General features: G+C 39.9%; 17 protein-coding genes and 3 pseudogenes. 7 read left to right on the top strand and 13 right to left on the bottom strand.

Translation table 11 applies throughout. The features are described 5' to 3' along the window. Window positions 1-82: 82 nt before the first annotated feature. Window positions 83-2035: a S9 family peptidase gene (locus BV375_RS20565; protein ID WP_208099155.1), complete on the bottom strand. Its 1953-nt coding sequence runs from the start codon at window positions 2033-2035 to the stop codon at window positions 83-85. Between the two features lie 295 nt (window positions 2036-2330). Between BV375_RS20565 and BV375_RS20560 the strand changes: the two genes are divergently transcribed. Further along, the gene (locus BV375_RS20560) at window positions 2331-2639 is read left to right on the top strand and encodes a hypothetical protein (protein ID WP_086763723.1); all 309 of its coding nucleotides are present in this window, start codon (window positions 2331-2333) and stop codon (window positions 2637-2639) included. A 49-nt stretch (window positions 2640-2688) separates the two neighbouring features. After that, complete coding sequence (locus BV375_RS20555; RefSeq protein ID WP_086763721.1) at window positions 2689-3123, top strand: hypothetical protein; 435 nt, start codon at window positions 2689-2691, stop codon at window positions 3121-3123. 58 nt (window positions 3124-3181) lie between these two features. On the opposite strand, the gene BV375_RS20550 is transcribed toward BV375_RS20555, so the two are convergent. The 3 genes and pseudogenes from BV375_RS20550 to BV375_RS20540 all read right to left on the bottom strand — a co-directional run bounded on the left by BV375_RS20550 (window position 3182) and on the right by BV375_RS20540 (window position 5873). Then, window positions 3182-4450, bottom strand: a complete 1269-nt coding sequence (locus BV375_RS20550; protein WP_086763719.1) for a tetratricopeptide repeat protein — start codon at window positions 4448-4450, stop codon at window positions 3182-3184. A 365-nt stretch (window positions 4451-4815) separates the two neighbouring features. Next, window positions 4816-5010, bottom strand: a pseudogene (locus BV375_RS20545) (thiamine pyrophosphate-dependent enzyme); the annotation flags it as partial. Window positions 5011-5204: 194 nt separating this feature from the next. After that, window positions 5205-5873 carry a 2OG-Fe dioxygenase family protein gene (locus tag BV375_RS20540; RefSeq protein ID WP_086763717.1) on the bottom strand — a complete coding sequence of 223 codons (669 nt, stop codon included), beginning with the start codon at window positions 5871-5873 and terminating at the stop codon, window positions 5205-5207. 846 nt (window positions 5874-6719) lie between these two features. Here BV375_RS20540 and BV375_RS38785 point away from each other — a divergent pair. Then, entirely contained in the window at window positions 6720-6851 is a 132-nt protein-coding gene (locus BV375_RS38785; protein WP_279432944.1) for a hypothetical protein, read from the top strand. 494 nt (window positions 6852-7345) lie between these two features. Here the strand turns inward: BV375_RS38785 and BV375_RS37025 are convergent, their stop codons facing one another. Then, window positions 7346-7522: a hypothetical protein gene (locus BV375_RS37025; protein WP_166507487.1), complete on the bottom strand. Its 177-nt coding sequence runs from the start codon at window positions 7520-7522 to the stop codon at window positions 7346-7348. A 144-nt stretch (window positions 7523-7666) separates the two neighbouring features. Between BV375_RS37025 and BV375_RS20525 the strand changes: the two genes are divergently transcribed. After that, a complete protein-coding gene (locus tag BV375_RS20525; RefSeq protein ID WP_086763713.1) occupies window positions 7667-8377 on the top strand; it encodes an acyltransferase in 711 nt (236 codons plus the stop codon). 323 nt (window positions 8378-8700) lie between these two features. Beyond that, a complete protein-coding gene (gene sfsA / locus BV375_RS20520) occupies window positions 8701-9426 on the top strand; it encodes a DNA/RNA nuclease SfsA (RefSeq protein ID WP_086763821.1) in 726 nt (241 codons plus the stop codon). A 355-nt stretch (window positions 9427-9781) separates the two neighbouring features. On the opposite strand, the gene BV375_RS20515 is transcribed toward sfsA, so the two are convergent. From BV375_RS20515 to BV375_RS36130, 7 genes and pseudogenes are all read right to left on the bottom strand, one after another. After that, entirely contained in the window at window positions 9782-15040 is a 5259-nt protein-coding gene (locus BV375_RS20515) for a translocation/assembly module TamB domain-containing protein (RefSeq protein ID WP_086763711.1), read from the bottom strand. 191 nt (window positions 15041-15231) lie between these two features. After that, on the bottom strand, window positions 15232-16902 hold the full coding sequence (locus tag BV375_RS20510; RefSeq protein ID WP_086763709.1) for a phosphatidylglycerol lysyltransferase domain-containing protein: 1671 nt from the start codon (window positions 16900-16902) through the stop codon (window positions 15232-15234). A gap of 51 nt (window positions 16903-16953) precedes the next feature. Continuing rightward, complete coding sequence (locus BV375_RS20505; RefSeq protein WP_208099154.1) at window positions 16954-17862, bottom strand: alpha/beta hydrolase-fold protein; 909 nt, start codon at window positions 17860-17862, stop codon at window positions 16954-16956. 143 nt (window positions 17863-18005) lie between these two features. After that, window positions 18006-18977 (bottom strand): alpha/beta hydrolase-fold protein, encoded by a 972-nt coding sequence (locus BV375_RS20500; RefSeq protein ID WP_086763705.1) that lies wholly within the window; start codon window positions 18975-18977, stop codon window positions 18006-18008. A 315-nt stretch (window positions 18978-19292) separates the two neighbouring features. Next, window positions 19293-19622 (bottom strand): annotated as a pseudogene (locus BV375_RS20495) (magnesium chelatase); the annotation flags it as partial. A gap of 71 nt (window positions 19623-19693) precedes the next feature. Continuing rightward, complete coding sequence (locus tag BV375_RS20490; RefSeq protein WP_086763703.1) at window positions 19694-20089, bottom strand: hypothetical protein; 396 nt, start codon at window positions 20087-20089, stop codon at window positions 19694-19696. A gap of 398 nt (window positions 20090-20487) precedes the next feature. Beyond that, a complete protein-coding gene (locus BV375_RS36130; RefSeq protein WP_143842149.1) occupies window positions 20488-20706 on the bottom strand; it encodes a hypothetical protein in 219 nt (72 codons plus the stop codon). A gap of 402 nt (window positions 20707-21108) precedes the next feature. Between BV375_RS36130 and vapB the strand changes: the two genes are divergently transcribed. Together vapB and BV375_RS20480 are read left to right on the top strand one after the other, a co-directional pair. Beyond that, window positions 21109-21336 (top strand): type II toxin-antitoxin system VapB family antitoxin, encoded by a 228-nt coding sequence (gene vapB / locus BV375_RS20485; protein ID WP_086763701.1) that lies wholly within the window; start codon window positions 21109-21111, stop codon window positions 21334-21336. Further along, entirely contained in the window at window positions 21337-21738 is a 402-nt protein-coding gene (locus tag BV375_RS20480) for a type II toxin-antitoxin system VapC family toxin (protein ID WP_086763699.1), read from the top strand. It abuts the gene before it with no gap. Between the two features lie 57 nt (window positions 21739-21795). Here BV375_RS20480 and BV375_RS37020 read toward each other — a convergent pair. Beyond that, a pseudogene (locus BV375_RS37020) lies at window positions 21796-23074 on the bottom strand (hypothetical protein); the annotation flags it as partial.

Raw genomic sequence — 23074 nt, 5'->3', positions numbered from 1 at the left:
TACACAACTTTTTTCACTATTCCCCGTTTCCTGTTCCCTCTCTCCACCATTGAATTTAAATTTGTGCAACTACTTATATTGACTACTTCAATAAAAATTCTTTGACAAACATCACCGTTGCATAGAATTGGTAGTCAATATTTTTCTTCTTACTAAACCCGTGTCCTTCATCCTTCGCCATCAAATACCAAACTGGCACTTGATTATTTTTCACTGTTGCCACAATTTGTTCAGCTTCATTAAGGGGAACGCGGGGGTCATTCTTGCCGTGAATCACGAATAGCGGTTTCTTAATGCTAGTGGCATTATTCAAAGGTGAAATCTTCAACAAGAATTCTCGCATTTTGGGGTCGCGTTCGTCGCCGTATTCTACTCGTCGTAAATCACGGCGATAACTTTCGGTTTTTTCTAAGAAGGTGACGAAGTTAGAAATGCCCACTATATCTATAGAAGCACGAATTCTGTCACCATATTTAGTCGCAACTGCCAAGGACATATAGCCACCATAGCTTCCCCCTGTGACTAAAATCCGGTCTTTATCTAAGTCTGGTTGAGTCGCAATCCAGTCTAGTAATGCGCCGATATCCTTAACTGAGTCTTCCCGTTGATAGCCGTTGTCTAACTTTAAGAAGTTTTTGCCGTAACCACTCGAACCTCTGACGTTGGGAAACAGGATCGCCACACCCAATTCGTTGAGGTAGTAATTAATTCGCCCTAAAAATGATGGACGAAACTGGCTTTCCGGCCCCCCATGAATATCAATAATTACTGGGCGCTTACCTTTAAATTTAGCGGGGGGACGATACAAAAAGCCGGAGATGGTTTTATTATCGAAACTCTTCCAGCGTACTAGTTGAGCTTCGGGGAAATTCTCTGTATTTAAGCCGCCTGTCTCACTTTCTGTCCAGCGTTCAATTTTGTTGCTGAGGATATTTAAGGAGTAAACATCGGCAGTTGTTCGCGCCGAAACTAAGGTAAAGCCTAAATCTTGGTTATTGCGATGCCAATTAACACCATATATATCTCCTATAGGTAACTTTGGCAGTGGCTTTTCTTTACCTGTGGCTGTCTCCAAAAGATGCAGCACACCAGCCCCGTCTTCATTGGTGACAAAGGCAATGTGTTTACCATCATAAGAAAGGTCGAAGTCTTCTACATTCCAAGGAATGTTACTGGTGAGATAGGTGTGCTGTAATGTTGCTAAGTCAATGTATGCCAATCGGGAAAATTCAAAGTCGCGGTCAGTGATGGCATACAAACCCTTACCATCTTTACTAAATGCGCCACTATAATAGGCGACTTTTTCCTTACCTCCCTTGGGTGTGACTAATTTCTTCTCACCCGACTGAGTATCAATCAACCAAAGATAGCTTTCATTAGCGGAAATGTATTCCTGCGCTAACAATTGACGGTCGTCTGGTGACCAATCCAAAGTACCCCAACCGCCGCCTTCTACCTGCGCTAACAAGCGATCGCTTTGCGGATTTTTTGGGTCGATAATGTAAAAATCATAATCTTTCCCTGTGCGGCGGGTGGAGGTGTAAATCATTCTATCTCCGCGATTCGACCACACACCGCGACTATTTTTTGACTTACCATCAGTTAGGAGTGCAATCTCCCCTGTCGCTAATTCATAACGGTAATTTTGGTTAAACTCATTACCACCAGTATCTTTACTAAAAACAAAATACTTGCCTTCAGTGGGTTGAAAAGTTCCGCCGTTAACTCGTTCTGGGAAGAACGTCAACTGCTTGCGACTTCCCAGAGGAAATTTCACCAAATGTACTTGGGGTACATCACCAAAACGCGTCGCAATCAACATTTCGCGGCGGCTAGGATGCCAACTAGCAAGACCAGCTGAGCGAAACTGAGTGTAGCGGTCTACAGTTTCTGTCAGTGATGTAGGTATCGGTAGGATACCTTCAGTTACAAGGTTTTCTCCTGGATTAATCGTAGGATTTTGGGCAGAAACCATGAGAATGGGCAGTAGTAATACTGCAATGAAGGTAGTAAAAAACTTGGAAAAAAATCGCATTTGCTGATTATCGCAAATTTTTGCAATAACAGAAATAAAGTTCGATATACCAGGTTATTATAAATGTTGCAGCTTATTAACGTGACAATAATACGGTTTATTATTCTAGATGCTGGTTAGTTCTAACTATATTCTTTTGGGTTTGTAACGAACAAATACATAATGCATTTTATTAAAAATTTGAATATACTTATGAAATAAAGTTAAAATATATTTGCTTTTAGGCTGCTAGATTTAATATATAGTTAAACAACTTCTGCTAATCTTAATAAAAGATGAGGTTGAAAAAAATCCTGTGTTTTTAAGTGAGAAAAATAATGCAATATCAAATTTTGCATCTAGAAAAGACTTAGAACTTTCTCGTAGATCTTCTCCAGAAGCAAGACTTTTAAGGCTCAAGAGTATTGTGTCTTATTTTTCCTATTTAAATAAAAATGGAGAAATTAGCGATCGGGCATTTGAAGCTTTAGTTCATTATGCTTGCTCTATTTTTATTGAAAATGAAGTAGAAGCAAGAGTTCAAACTGTGGTTGAACAGAAAATAATTGATTTTTGGGAATCAAAGTTGTCTTTTGCGATAGAAAAGTATCTTACTAATAAGTAAAATTAATTTTAAGAGGAAGCTAACTATAAAGTTTTTAAGTTAAATTGATATGTCTGAACAAGAAAATGAACTAAATAAAGATAATCAGGCTCTTGAAAGTGGATATATAGAGAAACTTCCTGAAGAATTAGAAAGTCTTCCACCAGAAATCAAGAGGGAAATAAAAACATTTCTCTCAATGAGTAGATTATCTACTTCTTCTAGTTCACCAATTCTAGATAAAATTAATCAACAACACATCACAAAAATACTTGAGAGCGTAGATAAAGATAGCGAAAGAGCTTTTATAGACGCACAACAAGCCAGAAAATATAATTTAATTTCTATTTTTATTTTTCTAGCTGTTTTTGTATTTTTAACTGTTTTTTTAGTAAATAAGGATGTAGCAGTTTATCAGGATATTCTTAGAATCCTGATAATATTTGGTGGTGGATTTGGCAGTGGATTAGGCTTCAAGATATACCTGGATAGAAAAAATAAATAGCAGGAAATGGCAAATAAATTGTGAATGTAGACTTAAAAGAAGCAATAGATAAATTCTCTTAATTACCGCGATCGCGTTCTAATTCTGTAATTACTTTTTGCAAATACCACTCTTCTGGCATCTGCGGATAGTAATCTTTCTTTTGCTGAATTAATCTTTGGGCAATTTCCCACTGTCCCCCAACCAGACGCAACAATCGCTGACGAAGAAGATTATATTTGTGGTTTTTGGTTTCAGGAAGAGACTTCTGAATTTTGTTAAGACTATTTAAAACTTGTTGATAGTTGTCCCAATCTTCTTTTTCGAGAAAAATACTTGCTGCTTTTTGATAATTTTCAATCGCTTGTTGCATTTCTTCTAGAAGAGTATGGGCAATACCGCGATTATAGTAAGCTTGGGCATCTTCAGGATTAATTTGTAGTGCTTGGGAATAATCTTGAATTGCACCAATATAATTGCTGATTGCGCGATAAGCGTTACCTCTGGCAACATACACTAAGGCATCCTGGGGTTGAATTTGCAGTGCAGAATTAAAATCTGCGATCGCACCTTGGTAATCACCTAACAAGGAACGTGCTTTACCTCGGTTGCGATAGACAATAGCGTCTTGAAAATTTAATTTAAGTGCTTGATTAAAATCGGCGATCGCACCTTGATAGTTACCCATTTTGCAACGCACAACTCCACGACAGCAATAAGCTTGGGCATCTTGCGGATCGGCTTGCAACACCCAGTTTAAATCTTCAATCGCCTGGCGGGTGTCTCCCTTTTCTGCCTTGTCTAATAGTTGCGTAAAATAGTCCTTCTCGGATTTGATGGTGACGCTGGGAGAAACTGCTGGCTGAACAGTCGGTTTTTCTGGTGGTTGTAGCTGTTTAATTCTTTCCAAACACAGACGACAATTTTCTTTATCCTTTTGCGCTAGATATAATTCTGCCGCTTTTTTAAAATTAGCGATCGCATCGTGAATATACCCCTGTTTGCGCCGTATCATCCCCCGCAGGCTATAAGCTGCGGCATAATTAGAATTAAGGCGAATAGCACGTTCCACATCTTCCAACGCACCCGGCAGATTTTTCAACGCCACCCTTGCTAAGGCCCGAGAATAATATGCTTCTAAACTTTCGGGGTTCATTTTTAGGGCTTCGGTGTAATCAGAAACAGCCTGGAGAATTTCCCCTGAGTCATAATATGCCAAACCCCTTTGCAAGTAAGCTTCGGGAAAGTAAGGTGTCGCCTGCAAAGCACGATTAAATTCCTCAATGGCTCCAGCGTAGTCTTTTTGCTTAGCTTTCTCCAATCCTCGATTATAGAATTCGTCATACATAGCTTTTATTCACTTAACTCAGTCAGTTATGGCTATAGTAAGTATTCACCGTGACTCTAGCTTATTTCCTATGTTAATGACACAGTTCATAAGCGTCAGGCGTTGCACATTTGCGAGATCATTTTTATTTCTCTCCTTCTTGGAGAAGTCAGCACAAAAACATCCCTGAGCCTCAATCTCTGGTTAGAAGAGAGTCAAGCTTTGATACCATTTCACCTTAATAATGATACAAATACGCGCTTCAGGGTTTAGCAATGCTCATTGGTGTCAACTTAACGCGAAACCCTGTTACCGCAAGGAACTGAAGTTCCTTGCTAATAGCAAAAGTCATCTAAAGATGACTAAATATCCTCAAAATCTTGAGTCTACTTCAGTAGACTTGGACTATTAGCCTGACGCTCTGTACCATATCCACGATTGTTGAGTACGATGAAAATCGGATTCAATCCATAGCGAGCGATTGTAGACAATTCCATTCCCGTCATTTGGAATGCGCCATCGCCAACCAAAATTAATGGATGGACGTTAGGATTCACAAACTGAGCACCCAAGCAAGCGGGAACGGCAAATGCATAATATGAAGATCGGCAAGATTATTTCCCATTCCAAATAAAAAAGCTGGGGAAATGACTACATTCAATTCCCCATATCTTACTTGATTGTCAAATATTTCAAGTTGATTGAATTATGTACAAACACAGATAAGCACCAATGGATTATCTCTATTTATCTGTGGTTGTATTTCTAAATAGTATTAATCAGAAAGCAAACTTGGAGAAGTCAGCACAAAAACATCCCTTGTTCCTTGAGCCTCAATCTCTGGTTTAATAGGAGTAGTAAAGTGTAAAAATTCATGATCGTTGACTAATAAAAGTTCGCCAGGATTGAGAACTTTATTGAAAATGGGCTTTTCCTTATTAGCAGTATATAAATGTGTTTCTCCACCGACAATATTGTCTCTATCAACAGAGAAGATACCGATAAAATCTGTACCATCTCTATGGATACCTTCAGGCGCTGGATTACCCAAATTATCAGGAGAACAGCTAATTCTAATCTGATGAACTCCTATTTCGGCTTCTGGATGAAGTTTGCAAGAATCAGTAAATGCTAAAACAAGGCTTTTAAATATATCCAGATCTAGCATTGCATCATCTAATTCTGCAAACTCTCTTTTAATATCTCCCAATAATGGATTGTAATCTTTGCTTTGGTAGAAATAACCGTGAGGTAGTTTAATTAACCTATCCCCAACAACAGTAAATCGAGATAATCTTCGAGAGCGATAGTTGCCTTTTATGTAAGGATCAACAGGCAAAGCGTTAAAAAATGGTTTGAAACCTTCTAATTTGATGGAATTTACCTTTCTTAGAGTAAACAGAAAGGCATATTCTAATTCCGTTACTCCTCGGACTGTTTGCATAGGATTTACCTACTTGCAGATTGCAACCCTCCTAACTTTTTTTCTTTTAGGAGGCTGATAAGATCTATTGTATGCTACTTTTTATTAAACTGTCGTGATAATAACTACAGAAATTACCAAACTATGGTATAGAGGTATTGTCTTACTAAAGTATGAGCAATATTATTTAGAGTAGTAGTGCGATCGCACGCTTGCTGTCCCATCGAATGCAACATTTATTAGTGAGAGAGTTTAGCGATCGCTCACTGCTGTGATAAATCTACTGTGGGCAGCGCAGGTTCGTTATACCCCAGACATAGTTATAGGTATAGATATTGCACTGTTTAATCATGCATGGCAAATCAGAAAAGGTTATAGCCTCCCACGTAGAATTTACTGATTATTGGAGCCTACGGACACAGCCATATTCGGCACTAATTATTGGCACTACTACAGCCCAAATACTACGCAGCAGCCATATTCCTGTCTTGCTGTTTAGGTAGGTTTTTGTCGAACACAACTAAAAAGTTTACTAAAAATACTTAATATCAGAAATTAACAATAAAATTAACTATCTAATGAAGCACCAAATAAAGAATACTGGTGGCTTTTTCTATCTGTATTTCCTCTGATTTCTTGTAGTTATTTATTTAATTAATAGCTGATGCTTGCTAGTATAATTTATGTCTTAAAATTAGAATTTAACCAATGATAAAATCATAGCTTTTGTAGAATATTTATATTTTTTGTTTAAACTTTACTCTTTCTTTACAATACTTTCGTAAGTCTCTTTTAGGATGGTGAAAGCACACTACTTGTGTCACTATAAAGGCGCTTTAGTGAATATGTAAATTCTCTGTGTAAGTGATGATGACAACAGCAGCAGACTATCAAAACTGGCTGCAAGAAAGCCGTTATAGTAATCGGGGAAGTATTTATTTGTTTGCTCCGATGATTAACTTCAATGTGATGGCTGAAGTTGGAGACACTCCCCCCTAATTTAACGTGCTTGTACTTGCTTGGAAATTGTAGAGTAATTCAAAAATTACATCTTGAGGGTAGCGAGAAAATTTTCTTCTCGCTTTGGAAAAGCATACAAAGATGTAATTGCAATAACTACTTTGATATTGAATAACTGATAGCTGAATTTTATTAGCTTATGAAATTGCTCAGTAATACACATCGAGAGTTAGGTATTTGATGTTGTACAAAAGTAGTAATATTCAGTATTAATCAGTTTTAAATATAAAGATTACTTTATTGGGTTTCCAACAAGTACACTTAACAAATAATAATCACAGAATTGGCTTGTAATTGAAAAAGAATTCAGAAAAAGACTCACTAATAATTGAAGGTTACCAATTCAAAGTTTTCATGGATGTGTGAAAACGCTGTTATTCATCCGCATTGCGGGTTATGCTTTGGCTTTGGCAGTACAGATGACGCTCGTAGTCATTTACAGAAGAAATCTTCTTGCTGTGCAGGCTCACCAATCACACAAAAATCCCCTTCTGGTATTCTAGTGAGTGACTCCTAAATTCTTCTTTGATAAATACAATATTTGTTGTATAGCCATTTCTAAAAATTAAATAAGCCCTATATTTAATAGCTTCTAACATTAAAGCTTGGCTTGGGTTTTGCAAACGTTTGAAAAACTTTATCTTAGCCATCTGTTTTTTCATTAATCTGCTAATAATGCAGATATAGAAATCTAGATGCTATATAGCAATACTCAAGTATAGAAGACTATTACTTAGGCATTTCCCAATTCCACAAATCTCTAAAAGCAAAATCTAGATAAAAATAATAGAGCCATGAATGACTTGAAATATTTTTCAAAATTGAAGCGGCTTCAACAACTTCTGTTAACCACTTTTTTAGGCGATATCCCAACAATTTTTGGAGGCGTAAAGTTACGTAATATGATATATCGCACAATTTTTGCCCGGCTAGGTAGCTCAGTTTATATCCAAGATGGTGTTGAATTTATTAGTACTAATTCTATTGAAGTTGGAAATGGAGTGTATATTTTCAAAGGTGTTCGTATAGATGGAAAAGGACACGAAAATAATAAAATCCATTTAGAAAATGGAGTTGTCCTTGAGCGTAATGTTTTAATAGGGGCACTCAATAACACCTATATTCACATCGGTCAAGATACTTTTATTGGCCCTAGCGTTTGTATTGCTGGCCCTGGAGAGATCAAAATTGGCAAGCACTGTTTAATTGCAGCCCACACTGGAATATATGCCAATAATCACAACTTTGCAGATCCGATGGAGCTAATCAAATACCAAGGTATTAGTTCTCAGGGAATCGTGATTGAGGATGATTGCTGGCTAGGACATGGGGTGAAAGTATTAGATGGCGTGACAATTGGTAGAGGATGTGTTATCGGTGCTGGGGCTGTTGTTACTAAAGATATTCCCCCATTTTCGGTAGCTGTGGGTGTACCTGCACGAGTAATCAAAAGCCGTAGCAATAAAGAAGTTGCTAAGTCTACAGAATTATCTGTCTCATCTTAGAATTAAACTCATAAAAAGTTTGCCTGGGTCGTTTTATTCGCGCGCAAGTAATACCAATTCAAATAATGTTTGCGACACATCAATATATTCTAGAGGTCACGGCAGTGCCGTGCCCCTACAATCTGTCGCATTCTTTTTTCAAATTGGTATAACCACTGGCTAATACCATGTGCAGTTAATTTGTCACAGAGGATAAGAGAATATAAAACTTTGTAATTAAATAGAAAAGTGACACACCAAGCACAGTAAAAATGGTAATCCTTTAGAGTTAAACTTGTTTAGCTCTTAATAATCTCCTTGCCTTGATAGAGGAGAGGGTCAAAATTATGGATTGGCTTTATCGCTACCCAACTTTATATCCTGGGATTCTACTCAAGCGCTACAAGCGCTTTTTTGCTGATGTACAACTGACTTCTGGCGAAATAGTAACAGCACACTGTCCCAATACAGGGCCGATGACTGGAGTATCTACTCCTGGTAGTGCGGTACAGCTATCTAAAAGTGCCAATCCTAACCGTAAACTAGCTTACACTTTAGAACTGATTCAGGTGCATGATCATGAGCCGACTTGGGTAGGCGTAAATACTGCTTTGCCAAATCAGATAGTAAAGCTAGCTTTAGCAAGATATTTATTTCCAGAATTGGGTGAATATAGTCATATCAAGGGCGAAGTGGTTTATGGGCAAGACAAAAAAAGTCGAGTAGATTTTTTCTTGACAGGAAATGATGAAGATCGCCCAATTTATTTAGAAGTGAAAAATACAACCTGGACCCAAGATAATTTAGCACTCTTTCCCGACACAGAAACGACAAGAGGGCAAAAGCACTTGCGGGAACTCATGGCGCTGCTACCCTTCAGTCGCGCAGTCATGCTGTACTTTATCAATCGAGGTGATTGTACAGAGTTTGCCCCTGGTGATAGTAAAGACCCTATATATGGTAAGTTATTGCGCGATGCGATCGCTCTCGGTTTAGAAGTGTTACCCTGCCGTTTTGACGTTTCACCAGAAGGTATTCGTTATTTAGGTTTAGCAAAATTAAAAATCTGAATAAAATTACAACAACAGATGCACACAAGTCAACAGGGGTGGGGTGAGATTCGTCGAACCTACGTTAATGAAAGAATAGACCTGCCTTGAAAATAGAGGCTGAAACAACGCAAAATCGTTCCAAGATCATTTTCATTATTCCTTGTGCGCGCAGATCATGGAGTCTCTTGCATAAGTCAAAGTTTTGAATATCAAACCACAGATAAACACAGATAAACACCGATATTTATCGGTGTTTATCTGTGGTTCCTTTTTTGCTGATTCGTATTTTTGCAAGAAGTCTAAGTTTGAAGAAAATAGGAGGGATTTATCCCTTCTGCTCTCTGCAGTTCTTGATAAAATGAAAGCAATATAATTAAAACCTTGTTTCATACTCAACAACAGCGCGACCTTCATCTCCGAAATTAGTACCACCACGTACACGAATGTCGTCATTTAAACGATAAATTACGTTGTAAAGTAAGGGTTCATCAGTAGCAAAAACCCGCGACAAAGAAACAGAAAAATTCCTTGATACATCAAATACACCCTCGGCTGCTAAACCGAGTACAGAAACATTAGTATTTCTATTAGTCACTAGAGTTGGAAATAACCGCAATTCACTTAAGCCAATAGTTTCACCAATTTGACTAATAGTACCTTGCAAGTTGGAAAAAATTGCCGAACCAGCTATGTTAATCAGTCCTAAACCTGTATCACCTTGCTGCAAAGTGTTAAGAAATGAGCCACCTAGTAAAGCTACGATTTCTCCTCTACTACGGCGAGGTTCGCTAGTTAGCACAAGATTTCTAGATAATTGACTGGCTGGCCCTTTTGCTATAGCTTGAATGCGCACAGTGTTTAAAGTGCCAAAGTTTATTGCAGAAACATCTTGAACCTCACTAGATATGCGTGAGGTTCGCGATAAAGTGCGAGTTGCCTCTGGGACAATTGTTACTAGGCGGACATCTAAAGTTGGGTCAAATCCCTGATTGGGAGTAAATACTGCGGTTTGGTTGTAACCACGAGCTAAGGTAAATTGACTGGTAAATAAATTTATTTGACCTCGTCGCAGTCGAACCTGTCCTTGGGGACGAGGTTTAGCCAAGGTTCCATTGAGAGTGATATCACCTTGAGCGACAAAGCTAAATAGCGGTTGACGCGTCACGCGAACATTGTTAGCTAAAGCTAGTTGTAAATTCGCAAACTCTATAGGTATTCTCGCTGTATTGCTGGCTGTGGGTGTTGTCGCCGAATTAGTAGCAGTAGCTGATTCTGGTGTTGTGACTGTAATTTCTGGGGAAGTTGATGTACTTTCAGTGGTAGGGGTTGTTCCAGATGTCTTAGAGGTGGCTTGTCCTAATGATACTTCACCATTATTTAGCTCAATTCTACCGCCGAGTTTGGGACTAAAGGCTGTGCCAGTAATGACAGCATTACCGCTAACTCCGCCTTGATATAATCCTTGAAGATTCACCCTCAAGTTCTCTAAAGCTACCGTGAGGGGATTAGCAGCTGCTTGTTGTTGAGCATTTTGACTAGCAAAAATCGGTAGAATTCCCGTCGCCGTTAATTGTCCGCGACTATATTGCCCTTGAAGATTATCAACAATTAAGCGATCGCCTGCAAACCGCGCTGTCCCTGTAACGTTGGTTAACGGTTCCGAAAGGCTTTGCACATTGATTGTGGCATTATTAATTGTGGCAGTACCAGTAGTCTCTGGTCGAGCTAATGTTCCCTGCACTTGTACGTTTACTTGTCCTTGACCATCTACCCACTTTACTTGATTATTAAGTACATTTAATACTGCCAAACCTTCATTTTGAACGTTCGCCTGGATGCTAATTTGATTGCTATCTGGCTGTGCGGAAGCAAAGGGTAATTTAGCCGGAACACTGCCATTAATTTGAATTGGTTGTGTGCCACTAACTAAAATGTTGCTGTCAAAATTTAACTCTGCATTATTATAGTTAAAAGCAACTTGGGCTGACTGTATAGATTGATTATTTAAGTTGCCATTTACCAAAGCTAATTCCCCGACAGCTTGAGGATTATTTAAATTTCCGCTGAGGGTAGCATTAGCATTTACATTACCTGTAACATCTACAGGTAATTGAGGGAAGAAAGGTTTAATATCTGTTAGCGCTAAATTTTGGACTTGAGCTTGACCAGATAATGCTTGTTGGCTCAATTGTCCATTAAAAGCTATGAGAGAGTTATTGAAATTAACTTGCAGAGGTTGTAGGGTTAAATTACCATTCTCATAATTACCACTCGCTACAATTTGGTTAATATTATAGTTACCCCATACCCAATTATTACCTGTAAAATTAAAACCAATATTCAAGCCCGATCGCAAACTGCCTGTGACTCCTAACCTACCACTGATAATGCCTTGCAATTCTTCTAAAGTTGGTATACGGCGAGAAGCTTGTTCCTGCGTTCTTTCTTGGGCAACTTGGTTTTGTATTTTGGATACATAAGCTATTTGCCCTAATAAATTAGTATCGGGCAAACTTACAGGCTGAGTTTGTAATACTTCCGCACCAGCTAATTTTGGAGGTTGCAAGCCAGTACGTACATCTTTAAAATTGTAAATATTGAGCGTTTGCAGTAAATTTTCAATTCTAGCTTGGTCAAAGCTAACGTCAAATTGCAAGGGTTTATTACCTGTGGTTGGTAAATTTCCACTGAGTGCATAACGAGTTGCACCTTGCAGCAATTGCCCATTAGTTAAACTGAAATTACCATTGCCATAACTAATATTGCCGCGAAACTCATCTGCTTGAATTCTGCCAATTCTAGGTTGAGCAACTGCTACATTGCCAACTAAACTATAATCATTTAAATTAACTGCTAAATTTCCTGATAATTGTCCGTTAATTGTACCTAAGTTTGCGTTAGCAGGAATGAAACTTTTAGCTATAGATATGGGAAAGTCTTGAACGTTAACTGTTAAAGTATCTCCAACTGTGTTACCAGTCGCGATAGTTTTATCTCGTCTAATATTAAATGTAGTTGGACGATTATTTGCACCTAAAGAAACAGCAATTAGGTCTTGTCTACCAGCAACTTGAAATTGGGTTCCCTGTCCTTGCTGATAACGGACACTACCAGTTAACACCGGGTCAAATGCTAAACCGTTGACAGCCAAATTTTCTAAACGAATATTGCCATTAGCAATAGGGGTAGTAGGCGTACCCGCTACTTGTCCGTTAAAATCTACCCTCCCTGCCAAAGCAATATTACCAGGAAGCTTCACTGGCAGACTTTGCAGATTATAATTTTGTGCCTGAACATTTAAGTTTAACCCGGTAATTTGGGGAGTTGGTTGCAACGCCACAGCAATATTACCAGCCGCCCTTAAACCTGGTGCAGTTGCTTGGACAATTTGCAAGCCACTACCATTCCATTGAAATTGAGCAGTTAGTGGTTGTGTGAGTGCCGCTAAACCTTGAGAAAATCTCACTGTACCTGCGGCTTGAATGTTTTGTGGTTGAAAGGAAGCGGTAGTTCCCGCTACACGCACATCACCATTTAACCGCCCACGCAAATTTTGTGATAAATTATTCAGTTGAACTTGGGAAATATTGGCTAAAGCTTGCCAGTTACCACCACTCAAGCTGATATTTCGGACATTAACATTCCCTTGAGCCAAATTCAGCCGCGCCTCGCCAGCGGCTTGAATGTTATTTAAGGCAAAGGAGTTAGTATTGCCTGTAATCTGGACATTACTATTTACAATCTGTCCTTTGACATTTTTGGCAAATTGATTGAGTTGTACTCCGGACGCATTCGCTACAGCTTGCCATAAACCATTATTCAAGCGGATATTATTGAGGTTAACCCTACCTCCAGCGACATTCAAATTCGCCTGTCCAGAAGCTTGAATGTTAGGTAGTTGAAATGATTTTGTAGTTCCCGCTAAATTGAATTCACCGTTTAAAGTGCCTTGAAACTGGGGTGGTAAAGTTGCGTTGGGGTTTTCTTGAGTGCGCGTCGCTTGGGCTAAACTATTGAGAGGAACTCGAGAAGCATCAACAAAAGCTTGCCAGCGATCGCCTATAAGTTGTCCTCGTGCTGCAACTGTACCCCCTGCTACTTGAAAAGCTGTATTTTGGATTTGGATATTTCCCTTGTTAACCGCTAATTCGACTTTACCCGGATAAGTAGCTAGAGGTGCTTGGATTTGCACCAGGGTTTGTAAATTAGCGAGAGTTCCCGAAACTTGGGTATTTGCAGAGACTGTACCAATGCGAATATTATTTAAATTTGCGTTGTAAGTTTGCGCGATCGCATCCCCCGGTACATTCGCCGCCTGCAAGTTTATCGCAACTTTGCTCTGTTTTCCTAAGCCAACTCGACCTTTACCAGTAATTTGTCCGCCTAAAGTTGGGGTAGCTTGAATTTGGGAAATAACAATTTCCTGAGGTGTGCCGCGAAACTGAGTGGTAATTTTCTCAAAGCTAACACGGTCAATAACAGCAGGTTTAATGGTACTTACCGCACCTACTAACACTGGCTGTTTAATTGCACCTTGCAACTTGATATTTGCAGTGAAGTCGCCAGCAGTTGCGATCGGTAGTTTAACGTTAAAGGTTTGTAAGAGGTTTTGAGTGCTAACAGCTTTCACATCAGCTGTCAGGTTATAACCCGTTTGAGTATTTATAGAGCCGTTGATTTGCGCGGGAATGTTACCCAAGCTTGCAGTAAAATTTTCCAGTGCAACCTGCTCACCCTGGAATTGTAATTTACCTGTAGTGTTAGTTATTTTTGTCGGAAAATTATTAAGTTGTGCTACTACTTGATTAACGCCAACTGTGCCAAAAATACTAGTTTTCGGCTGATTTCGTTGTAACTTAACTGTCAAATCACTATCTATACTTCCAGCTTGCAAGCTAACTGGTGTCTGCACCAATTGCGTCAGATTAGTTGCGAGTAAACTAGCTGTACGAACTTTCAGGGTTGTTTGAGATGTTTTCGGAAGCGTCTCTCCAGCAATCTGTACACTTCCCCCAGTAAGAGCTTGAGTGCTAACATCAAAATTAATGCGTTGATTTTGCTCTAAAAAATTGGCAATACCGTTAAGTTGATTGAACCCAACTGTTACTCTCGGCTTACCTTGGGGAATATATGGGGCTAAGATTAAACCGCCATTTTGCAACCGCAGTGACTCTAGTTGAGTTTGAATAAAACCTTTGCGTTCTTGAGATGCAGTATTGAGTCTAGTTGAAACCCAGCGCCCTTGTTGATCCTGTTCGATATAAACAGCAGGCTGAATTAATGTAACATTTAGCTTTAATGTCCGGTTGAAAACTAATTGCCAGGGATCGAATCCTACATCTACCGCTTGTGCTACCACTGTATCTGGATCTGTTGTAGTTGCAGGGACTGATGTTTTACCAAAACGCAAACTATTCGGCGAAAAACCTTGAACTGCGCCTAAGTTTACAGGTCGTCCTAGCAACTCTAAAAGATTGCTTTCAATTAACGGTGCTAACTTTTGATGAATAAAAATATTAGCCCACCAAATGCCCCCCACAATCCCAGCGATTAAAAGCACTCCTAAAGCAATGCTGGTACGACTTAATAACAGCAGCCATAAACGCCGATTAGAATTCGGAGAGCGTGTCATCTCTCATCCTCTGGTGATAAGCCTGGCAAATAAACTAGCAGTATTACTGCTTCTTACATGCCCCTATGTATAGAGTCTACTTTATTAGACTGCCTTAAAATGGTGATTCTAAAATCATCTCTGCGGTAGATTGCATTTTTTGCACAAATTTACTGAAGATATAGGACGGACATCCCAAGAGTGGAAAAAATTTAGGCTCCAGGTTTGAAATAATCGAGGAGGCGATCGCCGGAATCTGCTCGAATTAATGCCACAACTACATCAGGTAAAGCTGTCAAGCTAGGGTAAACCAGGTAGCGTGGTTCCCAATGGGGACGAAACTTTTCTTTATAGGCGTGTAAGCCTTTGAAGTTGTAGAAGCGATTTAAATGTTCGTAAAGATAGCCTAATACTCTCTCTAAACGGCGTGATTCTGGGGTTTCACCAACTCCCGCCAGCGCAGAAAGCGCAAAATTAAAGCTATCGTAGTCTTTCTCCTTAAAATGCTGGAGCATGGAAGTAAATAAAACATCCATTGTCCCATTCTCCATTGATGGACGATGCCGCATCATATCGAGAGTTACTTCATTAAGTTGATACCCTGGCACAATATTGGCAAAAGCCCTAATTTTTCCTTCAGGATCGTAAACCGCAGCAATTACACAGTCTCGCAGGTAAGCTTCGTCAAACCAACCCAGAGAAAACTTTTTTTCTGAACCTTGCACCATTCTCAACCATTCATCACTCACAGGTTTCAGCTGACGTAGCAATTCATCAGTAATTGGTGGTTGGTAAAACTGGACTTCATATCCTAGTTTCGCCAATTTATTGATAGCAGGTCGGAAGTTTTTACCAGCTTTGCCTTGTAAAGTAAAAGTTTTGAGGTCAACGATCGCTTCTTCCCCAATCTTCAGTACCCTAAAACCCAGAGAAATGTAGATGTCTAGATCATCTGGCAAAGTTTGGTAAAAAGCCGGATACCAATCGTTACGTTGGCAAAACTGCCCAAAAGCAACGATCGCCTCTTTGCGGTCTTCTATGGGCCCAATGGGATCTCCTAAAGCGATCGCACCTCGTCCTTTAGGAACATAGGCGATCGTACTACGACCAGAAGGACTAAAATAGTAACTTTTATCATTTAATAGCGTATAAGCTGCTAAAGAAGACTTACCATACTTTTCGACAATTTCTTTTGCTTTCTTTCGTTCATTTGGGGTAGCTGAATTACGTAAAAAAACTGGCTGCAACAGCATGACAAAGGCATATGTAAAGGTACAAGCTGCAATTACATAAATAGAATCAGCAAAAAAGTCGCCAAACCTAGTTTTCGGTTGCAGTCCAGCATTATCTTCTGTAAAGAACATTGCTAAAGTTTGAACTATAGCTTCACCCCAATCAAAATTTACCGAAAACTTGCCATCTAGCAAGTAAAAACCAATTGTTCCATAAGCCAAGGTAAACAATAAAGCACCAAATAATACTCTCACTCCCCGCGCAATTGAAGGGCGGTCTGACTGCGCTGTAAAAACCTGGCGCATCCAAATTAGTTGCACTAATAAGACACCTGATAGTAGACTTTCTTCATAGTCCAAACCCTTCAGTAAGTGGCTAATAATAGAAATTACTAATAAACCGACTGTCAGCACCCAAGCAACTCGTTTTCGCCGCAATAAATTAGTTGCCAGTGCTAGTAAAGCAAACCCAGCCAAAGCTGCAAAGATATGACCACTGGCGCGAATTTCAAAGGGCAAAAAATGCTTAAGCCAATGATTGCGTTCAGGTAAAGTAGGAGTTACTGCTGAGATTAAATTCACCACTCCCACCAACGCTGTCAGAAAAGCGGCACTTTGAAGTCCAATCTGAGTTTTTATTTTATGATTCATCGGTCATTAATTATTGGTATTTAGTTACAAAAAATTATTAATAGTATTTAATTATTTTTTTAATTTTGAATTATTAAACTGTTTTCCTACATAGGAAAGTGAATCTTTGAGATGTTTATGAAAGTAGTTCCACCCCACATCAGCACCAGACAAACCATGACCTCCGGGAAATGCAGAGAAGACATTAGCAATACCTAATTTATTTAAAGTTTCGTGAAAGGCTTTAGTAGAAGACAGTAAATTAGTATCGCTAAGTCCTGCATCAAGATACACTCGCAATCGCTTTCTGTCTTGAATTGATAACTGTTGCACAATCTGTTGAGGGCTATTTTGCGGGCCGCTTTTATCTGTAAAATAACCGCTATGACTAAAGAAAATATTGAAGTTGTTTAGATAGCGTAAGCCGATATTAAATGCTCCCCATCCTCCAGAGGATACACCTCCTATCGCCCAAAAATGTGGGTCATCCAAGGTGCGGTATTGCGACTTCACTACTTTGACTAATTCTGAACCTATCCAAGTTCCTACTTTACCATTAGGCCCATCAAAATAATCTGGATCGTACAAAGGACTAGAACCTCGATTATCATTGCCATCTGGTGTAATCAAAATTGATGGAGGCAATTGTCCACTTTGATAAAGTTCATGCAGTACATTCAATAGTGCATATTTATCAGCATAAGCACGAGCATCATCATGACCACCGTGCAATAAAAATATTACTGGATAACGCTTTTGGAGATTTTTATTATAGCCAGGAGGTAAAATTACTCCATAGTTACGGACTTTTCCCATTGCTTGAGAATTAAAACTTTCTAACTGAAAACTCAGTCCTGTATTGGCTTGCTCTTGGGGTCGATCTAATTGTGGCGCACCTAAAATAAAGACGTAGTAGTAACCAGCAGCAGTTAAGAGAGCGATCGCTCCTGCCAAACTAATTACAACTTTAGAAATTCTCATATTTATTTAGAGCTTGATCAACAACATATCACAATATTTAACTATAATTAATATTTATTAAATAAGCAATATGTAGTAGTTGTAGAGTGGGCAATGCCCACCCTACAAAAGTTTAACTTCAATAATTATAATTCTGAACTATGCTAATTATTCGGAGGATTTTTAGCCCGATCAAAGCCTAAATTATCAGCAGCATGAGCTATTTGCGATACGCGGAATTGTTCACCTACAAAGGTTAAAGAATCTACTAGGTGTTCGCGCCAGTATTCCCAAGTATGACTGCCTGGAAATTGATGAAATATATTATAAATCTTCAATTGATTGAGCACTTTAACAAACCGCTTGCCTTCATCGAGTTCTTCCGTATCTGATATACCCGAATCTAAATAAATCTTCAACCTTTTTTTAGCCTGTGGAGAAATATTTTTGATATAAATTATCGGACTATTTTGCGGGCCACTCTTATCTTTAAAATAACCACTATGACTAAATAGAATTGAGAAACGAGGTAAGTTATGCAATCCTACATTGATTGCCCCCCAACCACCAGATGATAGTCCACCCATAGCCCAAAAATCGGGATTTGGTAGTGTTCGGTAGCGGGTTTTGACCACTTTTACTAGTTCATCGCCAACGGCTGTAGACACATTACCTTGAGGCCCATCGATATATTGAGGGTCCCAATAGGGGCTAGTGCCGCGTTTGTCGTTACCATCGGGGGTAATAATAATACTAGGTGGTAACTTGTTAGTGGCATAAAGTTTTTCTAATGTCTTGAGAGCCTGTCCTTTGTTTTGATCGAACCAGGAATTAGGATCGCCGTGTCCACCGTGAAGCAGAAAAATTACGGGATAGCGTTGTTGAGTATTTTGCTCATAGCCAGGAGGTAAAGAAATTCCATAAGTGCGCTTTCCTCCCATCACTTTGCTATCGTAAGTCTCTAATTTGTAAGTGAGTGGTTTAGCTAATTCATTAGTATTGGGCTGTGGCGGTAGGATTGAAATAGTTGGCTGTAATTTTTGGGCTGGCTGTGCTGCTACATCTTGAGAGTAACGACAGCTTATCAGCGTAAGTAGGGAAACTAGTAGTAGAATTTTAGATGATTTATAGTTCATTTAAGTATAAGTTATGAATATGCATTTTTATTACTCAATAGAGTAGCTGATTGAGGAGAAATAAAAATGCATAGCTAAAGTAAATTGCTAGTAAATTACTTTAGCTATGATTTTAGTAGTTAACCGAATGGACTTTATGTAAAAGAGCTTATAGTAAAGATGTGTAGCTTTTGTGTCAATTTAATGGAAACATTGCGACTATATTCATCTATATAATCGCAATATCAATGTGTAATTTTTTTAATGTAAATCAATAACCTTGAGTTAGCTCAAGATGTGATCGCGCTACTATCTTCTTGAGTTTCTAGGAAATCCTTACTGCATTCTATCGATTGTGCGATACTGAATGGCTTCGGCTACATGATTGGCTTGCAGTTTATCCTCTGCCGCTAAATCTGCAATTGTCCGTGCTACTTTGAGAATGCGATCGCTTGCCCTAGCCGATAAGCCTAATTTTTTAATTGCTGCTTCTAATAAATTACGACTAGCATCATCTAGCCTGCACCATTTGGGGAGATGACGACTCTGCATTTGCGCATTGCAACGCAAGTTTGGTTCTGCTTGAAAGCGGGTAACGGCGCGATCGCGTGCTTGCTGCACTCGTTTGGCTACGCATATTGATGTTTCTCCTGTAGGTTGTTGAGTAGGGTGGGCATCGCCCACCGAAACCATTACGTAATATTTCAAACATCAAGTATGAATTTTAGGGAATAATACTAGGTAGTTTCATCAGACTTAACAGCCGCTTGCTCTGCACCAGTTTTTATCCGAGTGTTAGTGCTTTTGCGAATGCGCTCGCTCTTACGCACACCACCAGCCTTGACATATTCGGCGCTGTCTTTGCCGTATCTGCCTGCAACTGACATCAGCATATTTTCACACAACACACTCAAGCTTTTTTCTAGCTGTTCAATATCAGTTCTAGAAGCATCAATTACAGCCAGAGCATTATTATGAGTGTTCAGCTTGGCGCGTAATTGCTCAATTTGTTGTTGCATATTTTGCAAGTTGTTAGAATGGCCAAAATCAAGATTCTGATCGATGGTTTGCATTCCAGAAACTCTCTGTTGAGCTTTTTCGAGAATGCGAGATGAACGTTTGGCTAGAGTCATAAATTATTCCTCATAAATTTTTCTCGTACAGCACGGCGTAAAAAAATTAACTTTATTTTGGATTTCGCTTCGCGGTACTACTGTTAGCTTGTCTTAAAACAGCAGTATTCCGGCTCAGGGAAAATCACAAATATTTGGCTTTTTTTAACAATATTTTAGGGATATAATTCTGTAATTATGCGTAATTTGTAGCCATTGCCCCTTGGAGTTCTCTAAGTTGTAGCAGCGCAATTTCTTATCACCTAGTGCAACCTCTTGACGCAGAAAATTAACTCGTTGGTTACAAATGAGATGATGTTCTTTATGGATGAGTACTCATTGATAAACAACCCGATCTAGTTGGTCACAAATGGGTTGAGCTTCTCTATGGATGAGTACTCGTTGATAAACAACCCGATCTAGTTGGTCACAAATGAGTTGAGCTTCTCTATGGATGAGTACTCATTGATAAACAACCCGATCTCGTTGGTTGTGAATGCGATCGCCTTCTCTATGGATGAGGTGATTTTGCGTAGACGCTGCATCGGCTTGTCGTAGACATCGCAGTTGTGAACAGACAGAGTGCGATCGCCATTACCATATAGTTTGAACAGAATACTGAGTGATTTGCTGGTCATATCATGTCCGCTAAATTAGTTGCGATATGTCATTGCGAGTGGAACGTTCGCCGAAGGCGTTCTCGCAGAGTAGCAATCACAAGAACTCTGCAATTGGTACCCTGTGGGAAGCCACTACTCTACCCTTCGGGAACGACTTCGTCGAACGAGAAGCCGCTTCGCGTCTACGTGTCTACATTCCGCTCCGCTCCATAAAGCCCTTCGGGCATGGCTTCGCTTAGCGCAATGACATTGTGTAATTAATCTTGTTTAACTACTTACCTGGATCGGCGATCGCTTTTGTGGAAAAATCACATTATCTCTAGTAGTAGGCATTGCCCACCAAAACCCAGATATATTTGAGATTGCCCACGCTAAACTGAAAGCAAAAGTCTACGCAACCAAATTCCTATATAAATTTTTATGAACACTGCCAAACTCAGCACTGATGGCACTCACCAAGTTGTTATTTTGCCAGAAGATTTTCAACTCACTGGCACGGAAGTTTATATTAAAAAAATTGGTAATGCAATTATTCTGATTGCTAAAGATAACCCCTGGCAATCTCTGATCGACAGTTTAGACAATTTCTCCGATGATTTCATGACTAATAGAGATCAGCCACTAATCAACACCAGAGAGAGTTTTTAAATGCGATACCTGCTTGATACCAATATCTGCATTTACATCATCAAGCAAAAACCTCAAAAAGTGCTGGATAAATTTCAAACCCTGAGCATTTGTGATGTGGGTATCTCTTCCATAACTGTTGCTGAACTGGAATATGGAGTAGCCAAAAGTCAACAGCAAGAGAAAAACCGCACCGCCCTGCTACAATTTTTGCTACCCCTAGAAATAGTTGATTTCAAACCAGCAGCGGCGACAATTTACGGCAGTATTAGAAGCGATCTCGAAAGTAGAGGAATTATCATTGGTGCAATGGATATGCTCATTGCTGCTCACGCTCTAAGTTTAGGAGTTATCCTTGTTACTAATAATGTACGAGAATTTTCTCGCATTCCTACGCTGTTATTAGAGAACTGGGTTGATTAGCTGTCAATAGGCTAGCACTTTGCCTAAAACTATAAAACACTGCGTCCCCGCATCTGTTCACCGCCACCATCGCCCTACATCAATAATCGCACGGGCAACTTCTGCCGTTGCAGCTTCATTACCTAATGCAAATATAACTGGAAATAATGCTTTGATACCTGACAGCAAATGAGGACGAGTGCGAACAGATAACTCATCAAGTGTATCTTGCCACAGGGGGAAAAGTTTAGCATTTGGCATTTTTGACAGACCAGAAGCTAAGGCACTGAGGTCAGAGGTGCGATATTCCTCATACTGAATAGCCCTGGCGGCGGTGAGTGCTTCTAGCAATACCTCTGGCAGTTTGTCGGCTAAGGCACTGAGGGCATCGGCGCGATATGTCTCATCCTGAATCGCCCTGGCGGCGGTGAGTGCTTCTGGCAATACCTCTGGCAGTTTGTCGGCTAAGGCACTGAGGGCATCGGCGCGATATGTCTCATCCTGAATCGCCCTGGCGGCACTGAGTGCTTCTAGCAACAACTGTGGTGGCAGTTTGTCGGCTAAGGCACTGAGGGCATCGGCGCGATATTCCTCATCCTGAATCGCCCTGGCAGCGGTGAGTGCTTCTGGCAACAACTGTGGTGGCAGTTTGTCGGCTAATGTACTGAGAGCCTCAGCACGATAAAACTCATCCTGAATCGCCCTGGCGGCGGTGAGTGCTTCTGGCAACAACTCTGGTGGTAGTTTCGCAGCTAATGCTTTGAGGGCATCGACACGATAACGCTCAGACTGAAGCGCTATAGCGGCGGCAAGTGCTTTTGGCAACAAATCTGGTGGTAGTTTCGCGGCCAATGCTTTGAGGGCATCAACGCGATAACGCTCAGACTGAAGCGCCATAGTGGCGGCGAGTGCTTCTGGCAATATCTTTGGTAGTTTCGCACCTAATGCTGTGAGAGCATAGGCACGTAAAGACTCATCCTGAATCGCCCTAGCGGCGGCGAGGGCTTCTAGCGACAACTCTGGTGGTAGTTTCTCAGCTAATAGTGTAAGAGCATAGATGCGAGAAGACTCATCCTGAATTGCCCTAGCGGCGGTGAGGGCTTCTGACAATACCTCTGGTAGTTTCTCAGCTAATAGTGTAAGAGCATAGATGCGAGAAGACTCATCCTGAATTGCCCTAGCGGTGGTGAGTGCTTCTGACAATATCTCTGGTAATTTTTCGGCTAATGCTATAAGAGCATAAGTGCGAGAAGACTCATCCTGAATTGCCCTAGCGGTGGTGAGTGCTTCTGACAATATCTCTGGTAATTTTTCGGCTAATGCTATAAGAGCATAAGTGCGAGAAGACTCATCCTGA

It is taken from the genome of Nostoc sp. 106C, assembly GCF_002154725.1.
Lineage (GTDB): Bacteria > Cyanobacteriota > Cyanobacteriia > Cyanobacteriales > Nostocaceae > Aulosira.
The sequence above is the reverse complement of the archived record's forward strand: the minus strand, read 5'-3'. Positions and strand labels throughout refer to the sequence as shown.

Excerpts from the sequence above, each read along its gene's own strand:
- BV375_RS20565 (WP_208099155.1), bottom strand. The coding sequence starts at position 2,035 with ATGCGATTTTTTTCCAAGTTTTTTACTACCTTCATTGCAGTATTACTA.
- BV375_RS20555 (WP_086763721.1), top strand. The coding sequence starts at position 2,689 with ATGTCTGAACAAGAAAATGAACTAAATAAAGATAATCAGGCTCTTGAA.
- BV375_RS20550 (WP_086763719.1), bottom strand. The coding sequence starts at position 4,450 with ATGTATGACGAATTCTATAATCGAGGATTGGAGAAAGCTAAGCAAAAA.
- BV375_RS20540 (WP_086763717.1), bottom strand. The coding sequence starts at position 5,873 with ATGCAAACAGTCCGAGGAGTAACGGAATTAGAATATGCCTTTCTGTTT.
- BV375_RS38785 (WP_279432944.1), top strand. The coding sequence starts at position 6,720 with ATGATGACAACAGCAGCAGACTATCAAAACTGGCTGCAAGAAAGCCGT.
- BV375_RS37025 (WP_166507487.1), bottom strand. The coding sequence starts at position 7,522 with ATGGCTAAGATAAAGTTTTTCAAACGTTTGCAAAACCCAAGCCAAGCT.
- BV375_RS20525 (WP_086763713.1), top strand. The coding sequence starts at position 7,667 with ATGAATGACTTGAAATATTTTTCAAAATTGAAGCGGCTTCAACAACTT.
- BV375_RS20515 (WP_086763711.1), bottom strand. The coding sequence starts at position 15,040 with ATGACACGCTCTCCGAATTCTAATCGGCGTTTATGGCTGCTGTTATTA.
- BV375_RS20510 (WP_086763709.1), bottom strand. The coding sequence starts at position 16,902 with ATGAATCATAAAATAAAAACTCAGATTGGACTTCAAAGTGCCGCTTTT.
- BV375_RS20505 (WP_208099154.1), bottom strand. The coding sequence starts at position 17,862 with ATGAGAATTTCTAAAGTTGTAATTAGTTTGGCAGGAGCGATCGCTCTC.
- BV375_RS20500 (WP_086763705.1), bottom strand. The coding sequence starts at position 18,977 with ATGAACTATAAATCATCTAAAATTCTACTACTAGTTTCCCTACTTACG.
- BV375_RS20490 (WP_086763703.1), bottom strand. The coding sequence starts at position 20,089 with ATGACTCTAGCCAAACGTTCATCTCGCATTCTCGAAAAAGCTCAACAG.
- BV375_RS36130 (WP_143842149.1), bottom strand. The coding sequence starts at position 20,706 with ATGACCAGCAAATCACTCAGTATTCTGTTCAAACTATATGGTAATGGC.
- vapB (WP_086763701.1), top strand. The coding sequence starts at position 21,109 with ATGAACACTGCCAAACTCAGCACTGATGGCACTCACCAAGTTGTTATT.
- BV375_RS20480 (WP_086763699.1), top strand. The coding sequence starts at position 21,337 with ATGCGATACCTGCTTGATACCAATATCTGCATTTACATCATCAAGCAA.